General features: G+C 64.5%; 20 protein-coding genes and 1 tRNA gene. 8 read left to right on the top strand and 13 right to left on the bottom strand.

Annotated elements, in window-relative coordinates:
• The 4 genes from V5B60_RS11280 to V5B60_RS11265 are packed head-to-tail and all read right to left on the bottom strand — an operon-like array spanning nucleotide 1 to nucleotide 2,244.
• Nucleotides 1–177 (bottom strand): Trm112 family protein, encoded by a 177-nt coding sequence (locus V5B60_RS11280; RefSeq protein ID WP_332347087.1) that lies wholly within the window; start codon nucleotides 175–177, stop codon nucleotides 1–3.
• Nucleotides 158–1,204: a tetraacyldisaccharide 4'-kinase gene (gene lpxK, locus V5B60_RS11275; protein WP_332347086.1), complete on the bottom strand. Its 1,047-nt coding sequence runs from the start codon at nucleotides 1,202–1,204 to the stop codon at nucleotides 158–160. The genes V5B60_RS11280 and lpxK overlap by 20 nt, the downstream gene beginning before the upstream one ends.
• Nucleotides 1,204–1,620: an ExbD/TolR family protein gene (locus tag V5B60_RS11270; protein ID WP_332347085.1), complete on the bottom strand. Its 417-nt coding sequence runs from the start codon at nucleotides 1,618–1,620 to the stop codon at nucleotides 1,204–1,206. Before V5B60_RS11270 ends, lpxK begins: the two co-directional genes overlap by 1 nt.
• A gap of 15 nt (nucleotides 1,621–1,635) precedes the next feature.
• Complete coding sequence (locus V5B60_RS11265) at nucleotides 1,636–2,244, bottom strand: MotA/TolQ/ExbB proton channel family protein (protein ID WP_332347084.1); 609 nt, start codon at nucleotides 2,242–2,244, stop codon at nucleotides 1,636–1,638.
• A gap of 294 nt (nucleotides 2,245–2,538) precedes the next feature.
• Between V5B60_RS11265 and xseA the strand changes: the two genes are divergently transcribed.
• Together xseA and V5B60_RS11255 are read left to right on the top strand one after the other, a co-directional pair.
• Nucleotides 2,539–3,909 (top strand): exodeoxyribonuclease VII large subunit, encoded by a 1,371-nt coding sequence (gene xseA, locus V5B60_RS11260; protein WP_434735325.1) that lies wholly within the window; start codon nucleotides 2,539–2,541, stop codon nucleotides 3,907–3,909.
• A gap of 233 nt (nucleotides 3,910–4,142) precedes the next feature.
• Nucleotides 4,143–4,730: a Fe-Mn family superoxide dismutase gene (locus V5B60_RS11255; RefSeq protein WP_332347082.1), complete on the top strand. Its 588-nt coding sequence runs from the start codon at nucleotides 4,143–4,145 to the stop codon at nucleotides 4,728–4,730.
• Nucleotides 4,731–4,850: 120 nt separating this feature from the next.
• Here the strand turns inward: V5B60_RS11255 and ssb are convergent, their stop codons facing one another.
• Nucleotides 4,851–5,327, bottom strand: a complete 477-nt coding sequence (ssb, locus tag V5B60_RS11250; RefSeq protein WP_332347081.1) for a single-stranded DNA-binding protein — start codon at nucleotides 5,325–5,327, stop codon at nucleotides 4,851–4,853.
• A 49-nt stretch (nucleotides 5,328–5,376) separates the two neighbouring features.
• On the bottom strand, nucleotides 5,377–6,558 hold the full coding sequence (locus V5B60_RS11245; protein WP_332347080.1) for an MFS transporter: 1,182 nt from the start codon (nucleotides 6,556–6,558) through the stop codon (nucleotides 5,377–5,379).
• A gap of 95 nt (nucleotides 6,559–6,653) precedes the next feature.
• On the opposite strand from V5B60_RS11245, the gene uvrA reads away from it, so the two are divergent.
• A complete protein-coding gene (gene uvrA, locus V5B60_RS11240) occupies nucleotides 6,654–9,557 on the top strand; it encodes an excinuclease ABC subunit UvrA (RefSeq protein ID WP_332347079.1) in 2,904 nt (967 codons plus the stop codon).
• A gap of 238 nt (nucleotides 9,558–9,795) precedes the next feature.
• Nucleotides 9,796–10,080: an HU family DNA-binding protein gene (locus V5B60_RS11235; protein ID WP_332347078.1), complete on the top strand. Its 285-nt coding sequence runs from the start codon at nucleotides 9,796–9,798 to the stop codon at nucleotides 10,078–10,080.
• A gap of 214 nt (nucleotides 10,081–10,294) precedes the next feature.
• Here V5B60_RS11235 and V5B60_RS11230 read toward each other — a convergent pair whose 3' ends face one another.
• The gene (locus V5B60_RS11230) at nucleotides 10,295–11,587 is read right to left on the bottom strand and encodes an ISNCY family transposase (protein WP_434735324.1); all 1,293 of its coding nucleotides are present in this window, start codon (nucleotides 11,585–11,587) and stop codon (nucleotides 10,295–10,297) included.
• A 219-nt stretch (nucleotides 11,588–11,806) separates the two neighbouring features.
• Between V5B60_RS11230 and V5B60_RS11225 the strand changes: the two genes are divergently transcribed.
• Nucleotides 11,807–12,406: a hypothetical protein gene (locus tag V5B60_RS11225; RefSeq protein ID WP_332347077.1), complete on the top strand. Its 600-nt coding sequence runs from the start codon at nucleotides 11,807–11,809 to the stop codon at nucleotides 12,404–12,406.
• A gap of 69 nt (nucleotides 12,407–12,475) precedes the next feature.
• Here V5B60_RS11225 and V5B60_RS11220 read toward each other — a convergent pair whose 3' ends face one another.
• Nucleotides 12,476–13,444: an ISKra4 family transposase gene (locus V5B60_RS11220; RefSeq protein WP_332347076.1), complete on the bottom strand. Its 969-nt coding sequence runs from the start codon at nucleotides 13,442–13,444 to the stop codon at nucleotides 12,476–12,478.
• On the bottom strand, nucleotides 13,398–13,832 hold the full coding sequence (locus tag V5B60_RS11215; protein ID WP_332345299.1) for a hypothetical protein: 435 nt from the start codon (nucleotides 13,830–13,832) through the stop codon (nucleotides 13,398–13,400). Before V5B60_RS11215 ends, V5B60_RS11220 begins: the two co-directional genes overlap by 47 nt.
• A gap of 168 nt (nucleotides 13,833–14,000) precedes the next feature.
• Between V5B60_RS11215 and V5B60_RS11210 the strand changes: the two genes are divergently transcribed.
• Nucleotides 14,001–14,076 (top strand) — tRNA-Ala (locus tag V5B60_RS11210).
• 218 nt (nucleotides 14,077–14,294) lie between these two features.
• On the opposite strand, the gene V5B60_RS11205 is transcribed toward V5B60_RS11210, so the two are convergent.
• From V5B60_RS11205 to V5B60_RS11190, 4 genes are all read right to left on the bottom strand, one after another.
• Nucleotides 14,295–14,648 (bottom strand): hypothetical protein, encoded by a 354-nt coding sequence (locus tag V5B60_RS11205; RefSeq protein ID WP_332347075.1) that lies wholly within the window; start codon nucleotides 14,646–14,648, stop codon nucleotides 14,295–14,297.
• A gap of 68 nt (nucleotides 14,649–14,716) precedes the next feature.
• Complete coding sequence (locus V5B60_RS11200; RefSeq protein WP_332347074.1) at nucleotides 14,717–14,977, bottom strand: hypothetical protein; 261 nt, start codon at nucleotides 14,975–14,977, stop codon at nucleotides 14,717–14,719.
• Nucleotides 14,974–15,318 (bottom strand): hypothetical protein, encoded by a 345-nt coding sequence (locus tag V5B60_RS11195; protein ID WP_332347073.1) that lies wholly within the window; start codon nucleotides 15,316–15,318, stop codon nucleotides 14,974–14,976. The genes V5B60_RS11200 and V5B60_RS11195 overlap by 4 nt, the downstream gene beginning before the upstream one ends.
• A 190-nt stretch (nucleotides 15,319–15,508) precedes the next feature.
• Nucleotides 15,509–15,943: a DUF5681 domain-containing protein gene (locus tag V5B60_RS11190; RefSeq protein ID WP_332347072.1), complete on the bottom strand. Its 435-nt coding sequence runs from the start codon at nucleotides 15,941–15,943 to the stop codon at nucleotides 15,509–15,511.
• A 723-nt stretch (nucleotides 15,944–16,666) separates the two neighbouring features.
• Here V5B60_RS11190 and V5B60_RS11185 point away from each other — a divergent pair.
• Complete coding sequence (locus V5B60_RS11185; protein WP_332347071.1) at nucleotides 16,667–17,263, top strand: DUF1819 family protein; 597 nt, start codon at nucleotides 16,667–16,669, stop codon at nucleotides 17,261–17,263.
• Complete coding sequence (locus V5B60_RS11180; RefSeq protein WP_332347070.1) at nucleotides 17,260–17,838, top strand: DUF1788 domain-containing protein; 579 nt, start codon at nucleotides 17,260–17,262, stop codon at nucleotides 17,836–17,838. The genes V5B60_RS11185 and V5B60_RS11180 overlap by 4 nt, the downstream gene beginning before the upstream one ends.
• Nucleotides 17,839–17,862 lie beyond the last annotated feature (24 nt).

Below are 17,862 nucleotides of genomic sequence, written 5' to 3'. Positions count from 1 at the left end.
TCAGACCTCGTCGCTGCACAGCGGCCGCGCTTCGTCGGCGAGCATGATCGGAATGCCGTCGCGCACCGGGAAAGCCAGCCGACAGGGCTTGCAGAGGAGTTCCTCGTCGGCCTTGCGATACTCGAGATTGGCCTTGCAGACGGGGCAGACCAGAATATCAAGCAGGCGCGCGTCCATTGAGTTTCTCCAAAATTGTCTCGAGCAGGCCGGGCCAGCCGGGGCGGGCACCAAGCACGGCTTCGACCGGCAGGACCCAGGCTTCTCCGGGCGCCAACCCGGCGCATTTTACCGCATCTTTCTCGGTCATCAGCAGCACGCCATCGGCGGCGAAGGAAAGGTCCGCCGCGCAATAGGAATGGTGGTCCGGGAACGGATGCTCCTCGAAGTCGAGATCGAGAGCCCTGAGCTGCGCGAAGAAGCGTCGCGGATCGCCGATGCCGGCGATCGCATGCAACCGTCGTCCGCGCAGCGAAGCCGCGCTGCAACTGCGCGCCGGGCCAGCGGCGGCGACGAAACGCTCGCCGGCGAGGTGCATCACCGCCTGCGGCAAGGCCGCTGCGAGCTGCTCGACGCGCTGCTCCGGGTCGCCATGCCAGACGACCGCGTCCGCTGCACGCAGACGTCGCAGGGGCTCGCGCAGAGGACCGGCCGGCAGCAGCCGTCCGTTGCCCGCGCCGCGCCCATCGAAGACCACCACTTCCATTGAGCGCTGCAGGCGATAGTGCTGCAGGCCATCGTCGGAGACGATCACGTCGCAATCGGGATGTGCTGCCAGCAAAGCGTTCCCGGCAGCAAGCCGATCGGCACCGATGAACACCGGCGCAGCGCTGCGGCGCGCCAGCAGAAGGGGTTCGTCGCCGACCACTGACGGCGGCGAATCGGCGGCAACCGGGAGCGCCGTACGCGCCGAGCCCCCGTGCCCGCGGCTGATGATTCCCGGCCGCCAACCAGCCGCCCGCAGCTGGCGCACGATCCAGAGAACCAGCGGGGTCTTGCCGCTGCCACCGACGGTCAGGTTACCGACGACGACCACGGGCACCGGCAGGCAGGAGGCACTCAGCACACCCCAGCGATAAAGCCGGCGCCGCAGCGCCACCAGCCCAGCGAACAGCCAGGAAAGCGGCAGCAGCGGCCAGAGAGCGGGCAGCAGACGGCGCTCATACCACCATGCGGGCAGCCGCCGCAGCAGGCCCGCGGCGGCCATCAGTGCGGCGACTGGGTGGCGAACGATATCCGCGGATAGCCCGCCGTCTGCGCCGCCTGCATGATGTCGATGACGCTCTGGTAGTTGGCCTTGGCGTCGGCGTTGATCACGACCACAGGTTCCTTGAGGTCGCCGGCAGCGCGCCGCAGCGCCTCACTGATCGATTGCACGCTGGCTGACGCCAGCGGCGCCTTGTTGACCAGCACCTGACCGGCAGCGGTCAGGGTCACGTTTATCTCCTTCGGCGGCTCGTCCGGCTTGCTCGCCTCCGCCGTCGGCAGGTTGATCTCGAGCCCGGAGAACTTCGAGTAGGTGGTGGTCAACATGAGGAAGATGATGATCACCAGCAGCACGTCGATCAGCGGAATCAGGTTGATCTCGGGAACGTCGCTCGTCCGGCCGCGTCGGAAGTTCATCGCCAGCCCCTTCCGTCAAGCCCTGCGTTCACCGTGCAGTACCTCGACCAGACGGACCGCCTGCTGCTGCATCTCGACGACATAGCCGTCCACCAGCGCCCTGAAATGGCGCCAGAAGATCATCCCGGGAATGGCGATCAGCAGCCCGAAACCCGTGTTGTAGAGCGCGATCGAGATCCCGTGCGCCAACTGGATCGGGTTGCTGCCGCCGGGCGCCTGCGAACCGAAGATCTCGATCATACCGACGACGGTCCCGAAGAGACCCATCAACGGGCTGATCGAGGCAATCGTGCCGAGCGTCGTCAGGTAGCGCTCCAGGTCGTGCAGGACGACCGCACCGGTTTCCTCGATCGTTTCCCGCATCACCTCGCGCGAACTGCCGACGTTGCGCAGGCCGGCGGCGAGGATGCGACCGAGCGGGGAATGCGTCTCCAGGTTGCCAACCAGTGCCGCGCTCGCGCCGTTCTGCCGGTACTCGGCGACGACCCGTTGCAACAGCCCGGCGGGGACGACCTTGCTGCGCCGCAAAGCCGCCAGGCGCTCGATGATCAACGCCACGGCAATGATTGACGCCAACAGCAAGGGCCAGATCGGCCAGCCAGCAGCCTGAATGATGGAAAACACCCGTTCGCTCCGCAAGATGGGGACAGGCGGTCACTTTAGCCTGCGACGAAGCCTGCGGCAAGCCCCGTCCGCGGCAGCAGGCGACGACGGCACTTGCCGGCAGCGCAGACTCGTCCCCATCATCGGTGCTCAGATCATCCGAGAACCTGTTGGTGAGGAAGACCAGTGCCGATCGAGGAAGATCGCTGCCGTCTGCCGGAGAAGCGGGCAAGCGCAGCGCTGCAGCCGCTGCCGGAACCTCTGCGCGGCGGCGCTGGCGAGCGCGAGCCGGATGCGGCGATGTAGAATCCGGCCATGGAAGATTTTCCGTCAGGCCGAGCCACCTGCGAGCCGCCCGCAGCGGTGATCCCCGTGTCCGTACTCAACCGCTTGGCGCGCGAGCGCCTCGAAGCCGCCTTCCCGCTGTGTTGGGTCGCCGGTGAAGTGTCGAACCTGAGTTATGCCGCTTCCGGACACGTCTATTTCTCGCTCAAGGACAGCGCGGCGCAGGTCCGCTGCGTGATGTTCCGCAACCGGGCGCAACTGCTCGGCTGGCGTCTCGAGAACGGCCAGCACGTCGAGGCACGGGTGCTGGTCACCCTCTACGAGGCGCGTGGAGATTTCCAGCTCAACATCGAGGCGGCGCGCCGTGCGGGCCAGGGGAACCTCTACGAGAGCTTTCTTCGCCTGAAGGAAAGACTCGCCCGCGAGGGACTTTTCGACAGCGCACTCAAGCGCTCCCTGCCGGCCTTTCCCCGGCGCATCGGCATCGTCACCTCGCCGCAGGCAGCAGCCCTGCGCGACGTCCTCAGCACGCTCGGCCGGCGGGCCGGCCAAGTGGGGATCGTCGTCTATCCGACACCCGTCCAGGGTGACGGCGCTGCGGCGCTGATCGCCGATGCCATTCGCCGTGCCGGCGAGCGCGACGAATGCGACCTGCTGATCCTCTGCCGCGGTGGCGGCAGCCTGGAAGACCTCCAGGCGTTCAACGACGAGACTGTCGCCCGCGCCATCCGCGCCTGTCCGCTGCCCGTCGTCAGCGGCATCGGTCACGAGACCGACTTCACGATTGCCGACTTTGCCGCCGATCGGCGCGCGGCAACGCCGACCGCGGCAGCCGAAATGGCCGCCCCGGAACGCAGTGCCTTACTGGCGCGGTTGTTCGCAGACCACCTCGCGCTGCGTCGCCAAGCGACACAGGCGTTCAACCAGCGCGCCCAGCAGCTCGACTGGCTGGCCCGCCGCCTGCAGCACCCGGGGCAATCCCTCGCGCGCCAGCGGGAAGCGCTGCACAACCAGCGGCGCCGCCTCGCCGCCGGCCTCCTGTTGGGCAGCACGCGGGCACGCGGAACGCTGGCCAAGCTCGAGCATCGCCTGCACCAGAACCGCCCCGACCTGGCGCAACAGAGGCTGCGACTGCAGTCGCTGGCGTCGCATCTCGAACGGGCGGGGCGGCAGACCCTCGACGGCAGAATGGCCGAACTGGGCCGCCTGCAGGCCGGCCTGTCGCAGCTCGACCCGCGGGCGGTTCTGGCTCGCGGCTACAGCATCGTCACCAACGGCCAGCAGCAGATCGTCCATGCCAGCTCGATGCTGGAACCTGGCGAGGAGATCGCTGTCTTCCTGCACGATGGACGAGCGGACGCGATGGTGCTGGCCGTCTCTGGCAACGATGGCCGACTGTAGGCGGCCGGCATCCGTCCGGACCGACAACGTCCGTCAACAACGACCGCTCGCCAGCGATCTTCCCCGGATCAGGGGGGAGATGCCGCGCTTCCCCGTGCGCTGCGTCGTGCGACCATGCGCCGGCAGCTTCATTTGCCAGCAAGGCAGGGCCGGCATAGAATCCCGGCCGAGCACGGAACAGGGGTCCTGCCCGCCACACCTTTTGCTACAGACAATACTTACGGAGAACACGGATGGAACACAAGCTGCCGCCACTGCCTTTCGCCATGGACGCACTGGCACCACACATGTCGCAGGAAACCCTGGAGTATCACTACGGCAAGCACCACCAGGCCTATGTCACCAACCTCAACAACCTGATCAAGGGAACCGAGTACGAGGAACTGGACCTTGAAGCGATCGTCCGCAAGGCCCCGGCAGGCGGCATCTACAACAACTCGGCCCAAGTCTGGAACCACAGCTTCTTCTGGAACTGCCTGCGGGCCAACGGCGGTGGCGCTCCGGGCGGCGCGCTGGCAGCAGCGATCGACGCCCGCTGGGGCTCCTTTGCGGAGTTTGCGAAGGCGTTCCAGGCATCGGCGGTGGGCAACTTCGGGTCGGCATGGACCTGGCTGGTGCGCAAGCCGGACGGCACGGTCGATATCGTCAATACGGGTGCCGCCGGTACGCCGCTGACGACCGCCGACAAGGCACTGCTGTGCATCGACGTCTGGGAGCATGCCTACTACATCGATTACCGCAACCTGCGACCGAAGTTCGTCGAGACTTTCCTCGGCAACCTCGTCAACTGGCACTTCGCCGAGCAGAACTACGCCGCCTGAGCGACAGAGCGAGTCATTCGGCGTCACCCGCAGGTGAAAGCAAACGGGGTCCGCAGCGCGGACCCCGTTTCTCTTGCAGCAACCGCCCGCGAACGGTGACGGCGCTGCGCGGCCGTTCGATCAGAATGGGATGTCGTCGTCCATGTCTTCGAAGCCCGGCGTCTTCCTGGCTGGCGGATTGCGCGCCGGGCCGGCAGCCTGGCCGCCTGCCGATGGCATGCTGCCCCCGTACTCGGCCTCGCCGGCAGGTGCGCCCATGCCCTCGCGGCTGCCCAGCATCTTCATCTCGTTGGCAACGATCTCGGTCGTGTAGCGCTCGTTGCCTTCCTTGTCCTGCCACTTGTTGGTCCGGATGCGCCCTTCGACATACACCTGGCGCCCCTTCTTGAGGTATTGGCCGGCCGTCTCGGCCAGCTTGCCGAAGAAGACCACGCGGTGCCACTCGGTGTACTCCTTCAATTCGCCCGACACCTTGTCGCGCGACCGATCGGTGGTCGCCATCCTGATGTTGCAGACGGCGTCGCCACTCGGCAGATAACGGGTCTCCGGATCGGCTCCGAGATTGCCCACCAGGATCACTTTGTTGACCGAAGCCATGTCGCCTCCCTGAACGGTATTGGAAAAATCGCCACGATTGCAGGCACTCTCAGGCTGCCGCCGGCCGCTGGCGCGCTGCCGGCATGACCATCGTGAGGCCGAGCATCAGCCACACCAGTGTCAGCAGCACACCACCCGCCCAGACGGCACCAGGACCGGCGTACTTGGCGAGGACACCGCCCAGCACGCCGCCCAGGAACAACCCGAGGGCCTGGGTGGTATTGTAAACCCCGAGCGCCGCACCTTTGGCATGTGGCGGCGCGATGCGCGAAATCAGCGACGGCTGCGTCGCTTCGAGGATGTTGAAGGCGACGAAGAACAGCATCAGCCAGAAGGCCAGGCCGAAAAGGCCGCCGGCAAACAGCCCGAAGCCCGCCTGGACGCAGAGCAAGAGCACAATCGCGGCGTTGAAGACCAGCTTCAAGCGCGCGAAGCGTTCGGCGACGATGATCGCCGGCACCATGATGACGAAGGAGATGAGCAGCGCCGGCAGGTAGACCTTCCAGTGCTCGGCGACCGGCAGACCGCCCGTCTTCACCAGTTCGGTCGGCAACAGCACCCACATCGCGGTCAGCATCAGGTGGAGGGCGAAGACGCCAAAATTGAGTCGCAGCAGTTGCTGGTGCGACAGCACTTCGACAAAGCTCTGCCAGGCCGGCTGCCGCGGCATCATCGGCGCCGTCGGCACCACCCGCAGGACGACGAAGATCGCCAGCAGAGCCAGCCCGCCGGTCAGCGCGAAGATGCCCGGCATGCCGATCGCCGCATAGAGCAGCGGCGCGCCGACCATCGACACGGCAAACATCAGCCCGATCGACGAACCGATCATCGCCATCACCTTGGTCAGGTGCTGCTCGCGCGTAAGGTCGGCGGCAAGCGCCGTGACCGCCGCCGAGATCGCGCCCGCACCCTGCAGAACGCGGCCAACGATGACGAGATAGATGTCGTCGGCGAGGGCAGCGACGAAGCTGCCGATGCCGAACAGCAGCAAGCCGAAGACGATCACCGGCTTGCGGCCGAAGTGGTCGGAAGCCGCGCCGTAGGCGATCTGCAGACAGGCCTGCGTCAGGCCGTAGGCACCGAGCGCCACCCCGACGAGCACCATGTCCCTGCCCGACGGCAATTCGCTGGCGTAGAGCGCGAAGACCGGCAGGATCAGGAACAGGCCAAGCATGCGCAACGCGAAGACCGCCGCCAGGCTGATGCCGGCGAGCCTTTCTTCACTGCTCATGCGATCGTTGCTCGAGGCGGACATGTGGTTTGCTGCCAAACTGCGAAATTGCGTATATTAGCAGGTTTGCCCCGGTGCCCGAGGCCAGCTCCCCGATGGACGAACCCAGCCAGACCCACAGCCAACTGCGAATCCGTGGTGCGCGCACGCACAATCTGAAGAACATCAACCTCGACCTGCCGCGCAACCGCCTGATCGTCATCACCGGGCTGTCGGGATCAGGCAAGTCGTCCCTCGCCTTCGACACCCTCTACGCCGAAGGGCAGCGGCGCTACGTCGAGTCCTTGTCGGCCTATGCCAGGCAGTTCCTGCAGCGCATGGAGAAACCCGACGTAGACCTCATCGAGGGACTTTCGCCGGCGATCTCGATCGAACAGAAGGCGACCAGCCACAATCCGCGCTCGACGGTCGGCACCGTCACCGAGATCCACGACTACCTGCGCCTCCTCTTCGCCCGTGCCGGCACGCCCTACTGCGCCGAGCACCAGTTGCCGCTGGCCGCGCAGACCGTCTCGCAGATGGTCGATCATGTCCTGGCGCTACCCGAAGGCAGCCGGCTGATGATCCTCGCGCCGGTGGTCGCCGACCGCAAGGGCGAGCAGGTCGAGCTGTTCGCCGAGCTGCGCGCGCAAGGCTTTGCCCGCCTGCGCGTCGACGGACAGATTCACGAGATCGACGCCCTGCCCCGGCTTTCCCGGACACACAAGCACTCGATCGACGTCGTGGTCGACCGCCTGAAGGTGCGCGAGGACATCCGCCAGCGCCTCGCCGAATCCTTCGAAACGGCGCTGCGCTGCGCCGATGGCCGCGCCATCGCGTGCGAGATGGACGGCGGACGCGAGCATTTCTTCTCGGCGCGGTTCGCCTGCCCAGTCTGTTCCTACGCGATCCAGGAGCTGGAGCCCCGGCTCTTCTCGTTCAACAGCCCGATGGGCGCCTGCCCGAAGTGCGACGGGCTCGGCGTCATCCAGTTCTTCGATCCGCAGCGCGTCGTCGCCCGCCCCGATCTGTCGCTCGCTGCCGGCGCGATCCGCGGCTGGGACAAGCGCAACCCCTTCTACCATCAGCTGCTCCGCTCGCTCGCCGAACACTACGGCTTCCAGCTCGACACCCCTTTCCGGGATCTGCCGGACCAGCTGCGGCAGATCATCCTCTACGGCTCCGGCCGCGAGACGCTGCGTTTCGGCTACCTCAACGAGCGCGGGCGAGTGAGCATCCGCGAGCACGCTTTCGAAGGCATCATCGTCAATCTCGAACGACGCTACAAGGAAACCGACTCGCTGGCGGTGCGCGAGGAACTGGCACGCCTAATCAGCAACCGCACCTGCCCCGCCTGCCAAGGCAGCCGCCTGCGTGAGGAAGCGCGCAACGTGCGCATCGGCAGCCAGGACAGCGCGCGCACCCTGCACGAGATCAATCGCCTGCCCCTCGCCGCGGCACGCGACTACTTCGTTTCGCTGCAGCTCCCCGGCAACAGGGCACAGGTGGCCGAAAAGGTGCTCAAGGAGATCGTCGGTCGCCTGCAGTTCCTGATCAACGTCGGCCTCGACTACCTGTCGCTCGAGCGTTCAGCGGAGACCCTTTCCGGCGGCGAGGCGCAGCGCATCCGCCTCGCCTCGCAGATCGGCTCCGGTCTGACCGGCGTCATGTACGTCCTCGACGAGCCATCGATCGGCCTGCATCAGCGCGACAACGAGCGCCTGTTGCAGACGCTGCGACAACTGCGCGACATCGGCAATACGGTGATCGTCGTCGAGCATGACGAGGAAGCCATCCGCAGCGCCGATCACGTCGTCGACCTCGGCCCCGGGGCCGGCATCCATGGCGGCCATATCGTTGCCGAGGGCTCGCCGGCAGCGATCACCGACAACCCGGACTCACTCACCGGCGACTATCTTGCCGGACGCCGCGGCATCGGGCTGCACGCCATACGCCGGCAAGCCGATCCGGGGCGCATGCTGCGCATCAGCGGCGCCCGCGGCAACAACCTCCGCAACCTCACGGCCGAAATCCCGGTCGGCCTGTTCACCTGCATCACCGGCGTCTCCGGCTCGGGCAAGTCGACACTGATCAACGACACGCTCTACCTGGCGGCAGCCAGGCAGATCTACGGCTCGACGGCGGAGCCCGCCGAGCATGACCTGATCGTCGGCCTTGACCACTTCGACAAGGTGATCAATGTCGACCAGAGCCCGATCGGTCGCACCCCACGTTCCAATCCGGCAACCTACACCGGTCTCCTGACACCGATCCGGGGGCTGTTCGCCGGCGTCCCGGAGGCGCGCGCGCGCGGCTATGGGCCCGGCCGTTTCTCGTTCAACGTCAAGGGCGGACGCTGCGAAGCCTGTCAAGGTGACGGCGTCATCAAGGTCGAGATGCATTTCCTGCCCGACGTCTACGTCGCCTGCGACGTCTGCCGCGGCAAGCGCTACAACCGCGAGACGCTGGAGGTGCTGTACAAGGGCCGGAACATCCACGACGTCCTGCAGATGACCGTCGAGATGGCGCGAGAGTTCTTCGACCCGGTGCCGGTCGTCGCACGCAAGCTGCAGACCCTGGTCGATGTCGGTCTGAGCTACATCACGCTCGGCCAGTCGGCAACCACCCTCTCCGGCGGCGAGGCGCAGCGGGTCAAGCTGGCCCTCGAACTGTCGAAGCGCGACACCGGCCGCACCCTCTACATTCTCGATGAGCCAACCACTGGGCTGCACTTCCACGACATCGAACTGCTCCTCGGCGTGCTGCACCGGCTCGCTGACCACGGCAACACAGTGGTGGTGATCGAGCACAATCTCGACGTGATCAAGACAGCCGACTGGCTGATCGACCTGGGCCCCGAAGGGGGTGCCGGTGGCGGCACGATCATCGGCACGGGCACGCCGGAACAGCTCGCCGACGTCACCGCCAGCCACAGCGGACGTTTTCTGCGCGCCCTGCTTGCCCGGCACCATCGCGCCTCGGATGCCGGCCCGGCAGCGCCGGCCGCATGCGCCGGCTAGACATGGGCTGGCACCGCGGCCCCTGGGCTGTTGGTGGGGGGCCCTTGCCAAGCGACTGCCAGAACGCTGCCGGCAAGCAACAACCGGCCTTCCCGGGGCAAAAAAATTTGCTTGCGCGAAGCTGATCCATGCCAGAATTGTTGCCTTTGAATTGCTGACAGGATCACCTGGCGCCGCCGTGGTGGACGACAGCATGCCTGCCCGAGAAGGACCCTTCCAACCATCCGAGGAGCCTAATATGAACAAGTCCGAAATGATCGACGCCATCGCCGCCCGCAGCGAGCTCTCCAAGGCTGCATCGGCGAAAGCCCTCGACGCCGTCCTCGAAACCATCATCGACGCCGTTGCCCGCGGGGACACGATCACGCTGGTCGGCTTCGGTTCCTTCAAGGCCAGCGAACGCGCGGCCCGTGAAGGAAAGAACCCGAAATCCGGCGCCAAGATCGTCATCCCGCAGACAACCGTCCCGAAATTCGCTGCCGGCGCCGGATTCAAGGCCCGCGTCGCCAGCCGCGGCGAGTAAGGACCCCTGGACCCTGAACCGCACGATCTGCGACACCGCCCGGACCTTGCCGTGACAGGGCCCGCAGCCGTCGCCCCCCATCGACCGATTCCCCAGCTTCCGGAGTATCGCATGCCCATCCGCACCATCATCGCCACAGCTGCATTGCCAGCAGTTCTCATTTCAAAATTCATGGCAGGGGTTGGTGAGGTTCGGAACTGTTGGATGGGGCAAGTCAGCTGGTGTCTGGGGCGTTGGGAGCAAGGCGCTGCTGCATGAAGCGCATGAGGTGATCCCAGTCATCGAAGGGCAGGTACTGTAGCAAGGCGCGCAGGTGTTCGAAGAAGGTTCGGCGGGAGGGCAGCAGGGCGCGCACCTTGGCGTAACGGGTGTCCATCCAGTCGAGGGCGGTATGGACCAAGAAGGCCAACAAGATCAGGGTGGCGAAGAGGTTGGCCAAGAACTGTTTGCCGTGTCCGAAGTTGTGGTCGAAATGGTAGCCCTTGGTCTTGAGGGTGTTGTTGTTCTCGTTCTCGATTTTCCACCGCGCGCGCCCGGCGGAAGCCAGAGCGACGACGTTGTGGTCGGTGATGGCATGCGAGGTGGCCCAGGCGTTCTTGAAGACGATGGCACCGCTGGCATCGGTGGTGACGAGTTCCAGCCAGTTGGCGATCACGGCATCGTCCGTGTCGCGCAAGGGCACTTGATGGGCGTAGCGATAGGTGTCGGTAAAGCGCTTCTTGCCGACACGTCGCGCCTGTACGACGCGACCGAGCTGGTCGTTGCGCTCGAAATCGCCAACCCACTCGTAGAGCGTGGCATGGGATTCGGGCTTGCAGGTGAACAGGAAGTCGGCCTGTTGCGCCCGCACCCGCAGGCAATGTGACTGATGGCAGTAGAGGTCGTCACCCAGATAGGTGATGCGCCACGGGCGGTAGTGCTCGCCCCAGCGCGCCAGCCAGCGGGCCGAAGCGGCCAGTTCGCAGTCCTGCTTGTCGTGGCCGTCCTGGCGCTGCACGAACTCCGGCGGCAACGGGATGGCGTTCGCCTGGCCCGGCGCCACCAGTACCGGCGTCACGGCAGTGTGGCGATGGAGAACCCTGCCGTTCTTCAGGCGCGTCTCGCTGCAACGGGGGCAGGAAATCTTTTCCGAGGAGAAGAAATCAGTGCCGTCCAGGGCAATCAGCAAGGTGTCGTTGATCGAGCGAAATCCCGCCAGATAGCCTTGCTGGTACAGCGCATCGCCCATCTCGGCCAAGACCGGGTACAGCCTTTCCGGCGGCACCGGGTCCAGCAGATTGCGAATCTGGTTATCGCAGGGAATCTCATGCACCCCGAACAGCGAAGAGGCATTGTTCCGCCCCAACTCCTTCTGCATCCTGACCTGGCTATCGAGGAAGGACGGACTTTGCGAGAAAAACACGGCGAAGGCCGACAGGGCCGCATCCTCCATCTCATAGCGCCGGGCGTTGCTCGGCTTGCGCCCGTCGGGCAAAGCCCGGAATGCATCCCGAACCTTCTCGATCAAGGCGACGGCGGGGCTCGGCAAGGGGATGGGGGCAACGGTCGAAATGGGGTGGGCGCCTGAAAATCATCAAAACTTCGATCAAGTTCGAGGTTAACACCATAACGTACTGTTTACCAGCATTATTTTCAGAAAACCGGAGTTCCCCTCAATCTTCACCGCCCAGGCACGGCAATCCTCGTGCGCCAGCCTACGCCAACCGCCGCCTTGCGTGGGTTTGAAATGAGAACTGCTGCTGCATTGCTGCTCTCCCCGTTCGCCGTCGCTGCACAGGAGCCAGCCGCCCAGCCGGCCGTCGCTCAGGGTCTCGTCGCGGTCGCTCCCGGCCAGTTTGCTGGCATCGTCGAGGCCAGAGTCACCCTCGCCGTCGAGGCGATCGACCAAGCCGGACGTACCATCGTCCTGAAGGACACCAAGGGTGAGCAATCGAAGTTCGTGGTCGGAGACCAGGTCAAGAACTTCGCCCAGATCAAGGTCGGCGACCTGGTCGTCATCAGCTATTCCCAGGAACTGCTGATGACGCTCAGGAAGGGCGGTGGCCAGTTGCGTGAGCGCATCGACAGCGGGCAACAGGGCACGGCCGCGCCGGGCCAGATGCCGGGCGCCTTCGAGTCGAAGGAAGTGGCGTTCATCGCCGACGTACAACAGGTCGACCGCAAGAAGGGCACCGTAACCCTGCGCGGCGCGCTGCGGACCGTCACTCTGAAGATCAAGGATCCAAAACAGCTCAAGATGATCAGCAAGGGCGACCAGGTCGAGGGCGTGTTCTCCGAGGCAATGGCCGTCGCCGTCGTGCCGGCAGGAGCGAAGGCGCGGAAGTGACCACCGCGACGCGCGCGGCGGGTCGATCCGTCGGCAGCGTTGGGGTGCAATCGGAAGTGCGACTGTGGATCAGGCGGCCTGTTGACGTCTGGACTGCCAATAGCGGTCCCACTCCTGGTTGGCACGGCAGACACGCAGCGCCAGCATGTGCTTGGCGTTTTTCAGTTTCCACCAAGCGCCGGCCCGCTTGAGACGGTCCTGGATGACGTAACGGTGTGCGCTTTCGATTTCGCCGGACCCTATTGGCAGCCCGGCCACGAGCGCGTCTTGATAGTTGAACTGCCCCGGGCGATTGGTGAGATAGCGATGCGCCGCGCGCACCGGGGCGTTGGCATCGGGAACGGTGTCGTCCTCGACGAATCGCTGCAGTTCCTCGACGACGTCCTGGAGGCGGTTCTGTTTCAGCCGATCCTTCTGCGTTTCCAGCCAAGCCCTCGCCGCCGTGCCGGCGATCGTGTCCCCTGCGGCCGTCAGGTAGTCACAGACATGGTAGAAATCGACGAGAAAGTGGCCTTGCAGTCCGAATTGCTCACTCACCTGATCCGCAATCCATGCGGCGCCGTCGCTGACCGCATGGACCTTGGTCTTACGCCCCAGTCCGGCCTGAACCGCCGTGCGCAACAGCGTCTCTCCGACCTGGTCGGGCGGGCCCACGGTGGCGCCGAACACCGGGGTGACGGAGCCCGGCGCATGGACCAGACTCAAACGCGCTTCCCTCCAGCCCACCCGGCGGGTCTTGCGGCGGTCCACTTTCGCGCTCTGGTCGTCCGATTCGGCCGTCTCCACGACGGGAATCATGCTCCCATCGATCTCGCCGATCAACTGCTCTACGCCGTCTCGTGCCGGGATTTTTGCCGCCGCTTTCGGGCGCTCGTCGATCGTCGCGGCATGCCGCAAGACGATCGGCCAGCACGTACTGGCGGACACCTCGATACCGTAGTGCTCTTTCAGCTTCTGCGGAATGCGCGCCGCGGGCGCGTCCGCCCCGAAATCAACGATCGCTCGCTGCAGCGGCTCCGAGCAGCCCCGGCAGACCACCTCCGCCGAACGCGTGAATGGCCGGATCTCCGGCCCGCGCGTCCCTTGCCGGAAGACCTGCTCCGCTACTTCGATCTGTCCGTACCGGGTCTGCCAATAGACGTTTTTTTTCCTTCCGCTGCACGCCCGGTTGTTGCGCCACCTCTTCTTCCTTCCGCTGCGCTTGCCGTCGCGCCCAGCCGTGCAACGCTTCGTTGCCCAACTGCCGCAATTCCTCCGTCACCCGCCGCTCCGCCTCCGCCGCCTTCTCAACATCGCCGGCCGCATTCTCGACCACCGCCAGCAAAGACTCGATCTTGGCTTGGAGCTCGGGATGATCTCTAAACCGCTCTTCCAAACCCCGACTCGGCTTGAGTCGCCCCTCCATTTCCGACCACCTTTCTGTCATGGGTCTCGCTCCAAGGTGAAGTAACCCATCACTATTTACCCCACCTCCACCCAATTGTCTAGTGCCGAATGCCACCGCCAACCACCTCGCCCCGGCGTCAGTCGCACTTCCGATTGCACCCGCAGCGTTGACGCTGCGTGACGCGACGCATAGAATGCGTGCGGTTTCGGGGGCATAGCTCAGCTGGGAGAGCGTCTGGTTCGCAATCAGAAGGTCGGCGGTTCGATCCCGCCTGTCTCCACCAAGAAATCAAGCACTTAGGCCGCTCTCAACAGTGGCCTTTTTATTGTTTAGCCTTTATGTAGCCACCATGTAGCCGAATCAGAGCAATCTGGATCCACGTCGGCCGGCAGACTAGCGTCGACCTCGATCGATGATCAGTCGATCACAGGCATCGCCACGTCGAACTGGAGCCGATCGCAGCGACGTTGCTGCCTGATTGGCAGCAGCGCTCGCGTCAAATCAAGCGATCGCTGGCAACGTGTTCTCCTGCTCGTCGCGTTCGCTCGCAAGATGGCCAGGCGCATAGGCCCCGGCTTGCGACTTTGGTTCGAACACATTGCCGTGCAGATCCTCGAGCACGTCGCTCAGGAGGCTCTTGTTGCCCCGACGGGACGGACGCATCGACGCTGCAGCAAGCTGCGCCTCGAATTCGCTGCCGCAGTAGGTCACACCCTTCTCGGTTCGCGGCCTGTCGGTCGGCTTCATCGGCACCAGCAGGATGAGGAAATCCCCGCGGGCTGTCGCTTCATCAACCTGTCGCTGGTATTCCGCCCATGCCTCGGCCGGGGCATCGCTCGCTGGCTCGCTCAACATGCAGACCGCCGGTCTGGGCTTCGGCAGCAGAACGTCTTCCAGTCTTGCGAGGCGACGTTGCAGGGCGCTCACTGCAGTCCCTGCTCGGGCAGGAGAAGCACGCGGCACGGACGGCGCTCGGTGCGCGCCAGTGCTTCGACCTTCGCCCGTTCCACGAAGTCGTCTTCACCCTCGTCAGCACGGCGGTCGACGATCTGGTCACCGATGACCGCGCGGACAAACTCATCGCCATCGGTGCCGATGATGCGGCAGATGATAATGGCGATGGAATTCGCATCGGGGTGTGCGGCCCGTTCCAGCTTGGCCATCCGCCGTGCGAGCGGATTCATTGCAGTACCACTTTCCGGGAAGAGAGACTCGCGGGAGGGGCGCCGGTCTGTAGCGCCTCGTGCCGTTCAAGAATCGCATCCCATTTCGCCGATACCGCGCCATCGCCTTGCCACTGCCGATAGTTCGAGGATGTTGTCTGCTGCACCTCGTCTCGACGGTCGGTCGCCGCAATTCGCCCGGCCAGCCAGTCACGAAACGCGACCAAACTACCGAATTCGGCCAGCATCTCGGCGCGGCTCGTTCCCATCTTCTCAACGCATCTATCCAATCCGGTGCCAATTTCGCGACGTGCAGAAATTTCTTCGACCTTCGACAGGCGTTTGTTGAGTGCCGCGCTCATGCTTCACCCCGTGCCATGCGTCTCTCATGGATTAGGTCAGCGACACGGCTCCTGCCCGGCACGTACTCCCGCCCTGGTCGCGTGATACCGGCCTGCCGGTCGGCATACACCTGTCGTATGGCATCGGCGACGCTCGTTCCAGGATTCGCTTCCTGTTCGAGCTTCGTCAATCTTCGTCCAAGTGCTGCCGTCACTTCTTGCTCTCCAGTGCGGTGAGTCGCGCTTCAAGTTCTAGTGTCTCAACGGCCTTGCGGCGCGCTTCGACGATGCCGGCCAGAGTCGCGGCCTCGCCGGGCAGAAGGTCGCCGGCCGCCACCGCTTGCAGGATGGCGTTCTGCGCCTCGGCAATCCCGTCGGCAGAGCCCGTATCCGGCAGCGCCAGGAAGATCGGGCGCTCCTTGGCCACTGGAACCAGCCGCTCGATCACCAGCCGTGCAGCGCTCATGTCACCTTCCTTCGCCAAGTCAACCACCTTTCTGGCGATGGCCTCGGCGCCGTCCTCCATCGCGGCCAGTGCGACCAGGGTGACGCGGTTGCGGCTTCCCCTGGGCCGGCCCTTCGGATTGCCGGACTGCCCTGGCTTCCATCCGGGGCGCAGGTTTTCGGCTTTCGTCGTTTCGTTCATCCTTTGTTCCTCGACGGTGTTGTTTCAGTGCTCCGTTGTTCCGTGACATTCACGAAACCATACCGCTGGCCGATTTCTGCCCAGGCGCGTTGTGCAGAAAGCCGAGCGGATTCTGACGCTGCGACCCGTCCCAGGATGACCAGAAGAGCCCGCAATGGCGCGTTCTGTTCATCGCCGACGGCGTCCGTCGCCGCCCGGGCGTCACGCTGGCGCTGCGCGCGTTTCCGCTCGGCAGCAGTCATCGCTTGATCGCCCTGAGGGGGACGGCCACGCTTTATGCCTGCTGCCTTCTCGTTGGCGATCGTATGCTCCCGTTCTTATTCGTGATGGTCACGATAATAGCATAGCCGGAACATCCTGGTGAGGCACCTGTCAGTTGTGGATAGTCAGAAGAGCGACCGGAGTGTCTTCGCGACGCGAGACTTTGGGCGGTCGCTCGCGCCCAGGGCCAACAATGGTGTCGGCGCGCGGACCATCTCCGGGCGATTTCACTTGGACTCAGGCTCTTCCTGTGAGCCTGTTGCCGGTCATCATGCACGGGCTGCCTCGCTGGGGCAGAATCTTTCCGGTGACGGATGGTTTCTCTCGATGTGGCCGCTGAACGTGTATTTCCTCGCTGTCCCATCAGCGGGGTACGGCCACGTGTTCTGTTCCCGTACAATGGCGAGTCAAGCTATGCAAGACCATTGCCTGGGCTGAGAAACAATTCCGAATGGGAATCTAGTGGGAGTCTACAACGCGGAAATCTCTGCCGGTTCCTTGATGTTGCCCGAAAGCCGCCGGATTGCTCGTTTGCTCTTGACCGATCCTTCCCGGGAGCAGTGGTTCGATGCCCTCAAGCTCGACAATCTGCTGCAGAAGAAGACCCCGGCAACGGCCCGCCGCCAAGCGCAGTTGATCCGCAAACGCCTCGACACGCTAACGGAGGAGGGGTTGAAGCTGATCGCCACCGGTTCGCAGGAGGTCGCGACGCAGTTATTGTTCGCCGCAGCCATCAAGCACAGCCGCATCTTCGCCGACTTCTTGCTTGACGTGTATGCCGGAAAACTTCGCCGGCTCGAGCAGAACCTGTCTCCCGCCAAGGACTGGGACGCCTTCCTCGAGGAATGTGTACAGCGCGAACCCGAGCTGGCGAATCTCAGGGCTTCCACCAAAGCGAAGGTGCTACAGGTCATCGTGCGCGTTCTAGCCGAAGGCCGCTATGTGGATTCCACCAAGACATTGCGGCTGACCCCACCCCACTTACATCCCGACGTCGTGAGCTACCTCAAGCGCCACGGTGAAACTTCGGTGCTTGCGATCATGGACATGACCCGATGAGTCACGACCTCAACGAGCGGCTCAACCAGATACTGCCCAAACTGACTTCGCCTGACGTGTTGGCCAATAAGGGTTCCGGCGGCGAGATCGGATTCTGGATCTTCGACTACCCGCCCGAGGACGAGATGGCCGTGCGGACTTTCCTCCAGGAGGTCGTTTTGCCGGCACTGACCAGGCATCAGCCGACGATCCGGGTCGCGGCGGTCAATCTCTTCGACCTCGTGATCGCTCTGCTGAACGAGCGCAAGCTGCTCGACAAGGCCATCGAGATGCAACGCGCGCAAGGTGACGCCAAGACACTCGAATCGCTACGCCGTGTCCTCAAGGAGGACAAGCTCGCCGAACGGCTGGTGGCCCAGCACGACATCGCCGAACTGGACCTGCTCATTCTCTGGAACGTCGGCGCCGTTTATCCCATGCTTCGCACCCACACACTGCTCTCTGCGCTGCATGCCCACATGAAAGACAAGCCGCTGGTGATGTTCTATCCCGGACAGTACGACGGCTATTCCTTACGCCTCTTCAGCCGGCTGAAAGACGACCACTATTACCGGGCCTTCCGTCTCGTTGCCTGAACGCCTTTTCCCGGAACAACCAAC

Source organism: Accumulibacter sp., from assembly GCF_036625195.1.
GTDB lineage: Bacteria > Pseudomonadota > Gammaproteobacteria > Burkholderiales > Rhodocyclaceae > Accumulibacter.
Note: the sequence above shows the minus strand (reverse complement) of the source record. Positions and strands in the feature narration are given on the sequence as shown.

Excerpts from the sequence above, each read along its gene's own strand:
- V5B60_RS11280 (WP_332347087.1), bottom strand. The coding sequence starts at position 177 with ATGGACGCGCGCCTGCTTGATATTCTGGTCTGCCCCGTCTGCAAGGCC.
- lpxK (WP_332347086.1), bottom strand. The coding sequence starts at position 1,204 with ATGGCCGCCGCGGGCCTGCTGCGGCGGCTGCCCGCATGGTGGTATGAG.
- V5B60_RS11270 (WP_332347085.1), bottom strand. The coding sequence starts at position 1,620 with ATGAACTTCCGACGCGGCCGGACGAGCGACGTTCCCGAGATCAACCTG.
- xseA (WP_434735325.1), top strand. The coding sequence starts at position 2,539 with ATGGAAGATTTTCCGTCAGGCCGAGCCACCTGCGAGCCGCCCGCAGCG.
- V5B60_RS11255 (WP_332347082.1), top strand. The coding sequence starts at position 4,143 with ATGGAACACAAGCTGCCGCCACTGCCTTTCGCCATGGACGCACTGGCA.
- ssb (WP_332347081.1), bottom strand. The coding sequence starts at position 5,327 with ATGGCTTCGGTCAACAAAGTGATCCTGGTGGGCAATCTCGGAGCCGAT.
- V5B60_RS11245 (WP_332347080.1), bottom strand. The coding sequence starts at position 6,558 with ATGAGCAGTGAAGAAAGGCTCGCCGGCATCAGCCTGGCGGCGGTCTTC.
- uvrA (WP_332347079.1), top strand. The coding sequence starts at position 6,654 with ATGGACGAACCCAGCCAGACCCACAGCCAACTGCGAATCCGTGGTGCG.
- V5B60_RS11235 (WP_332347078.1), top strand. The coding sequence starts at position 9,796 with ATGAACAAGTCCGAAATGATCGACGCCATCGCCGCCCGCAGCGAGCTC.
- V5B60_RS11225 (WP_332347077.1), top strand. The coding sequence starts at position 11,807 with ATGAGAACTGCTGCTGCATTGCTGCTCTCCCCGTTCGCCGTCGCTGCA.
- V5B60_RS11215 (WP_332345299.1), bottom strand. The coding sequence starts at position 13,832 with ATGACAGAAAGGTGGTCGGAAATGGAGGGGCGACTCAAGCCGAGTCGG.
- V5B60_RS11205 (WP_332347075.1), bottom strand. The coding sequence starts at position 14,648 with ATGTTGAGCGAGCCAGCGAGCGATGCCCCGGCCGAGGCATGGGCGGAA.
- V5B60_RS11200 (WP_332347074.1), bottom strand. The coding sequence starts at position 14,977 with ATGAATCCGCTCGCACGGCGGATGGCCAAGCTGGAACGGGCCGCACAC.
- V5B60_RS11195 (WP_332347073.1), bottom strand. The coding sequence starts at position 15,318 with ATGAGCGCGGCACTCAACAAACGCCTGTCGAAGGTCGAAGAAATTTCT.
- V5B60_RS11190 (WP_332347072.1), bottom strand. The coding sequence starts at position 15,943 with ATGAACGAAACGACGAAAGCCGAAAACCTGCGCCCCGGATGGAAGCCA.
- V5B60_RS11180 (WP_332347070.1), top strand. The coding sequence starts at position 17,260 with ATGAGTCACGACCTCAACGAGCGGCTCAACCAGATACTGCCCAAACTG.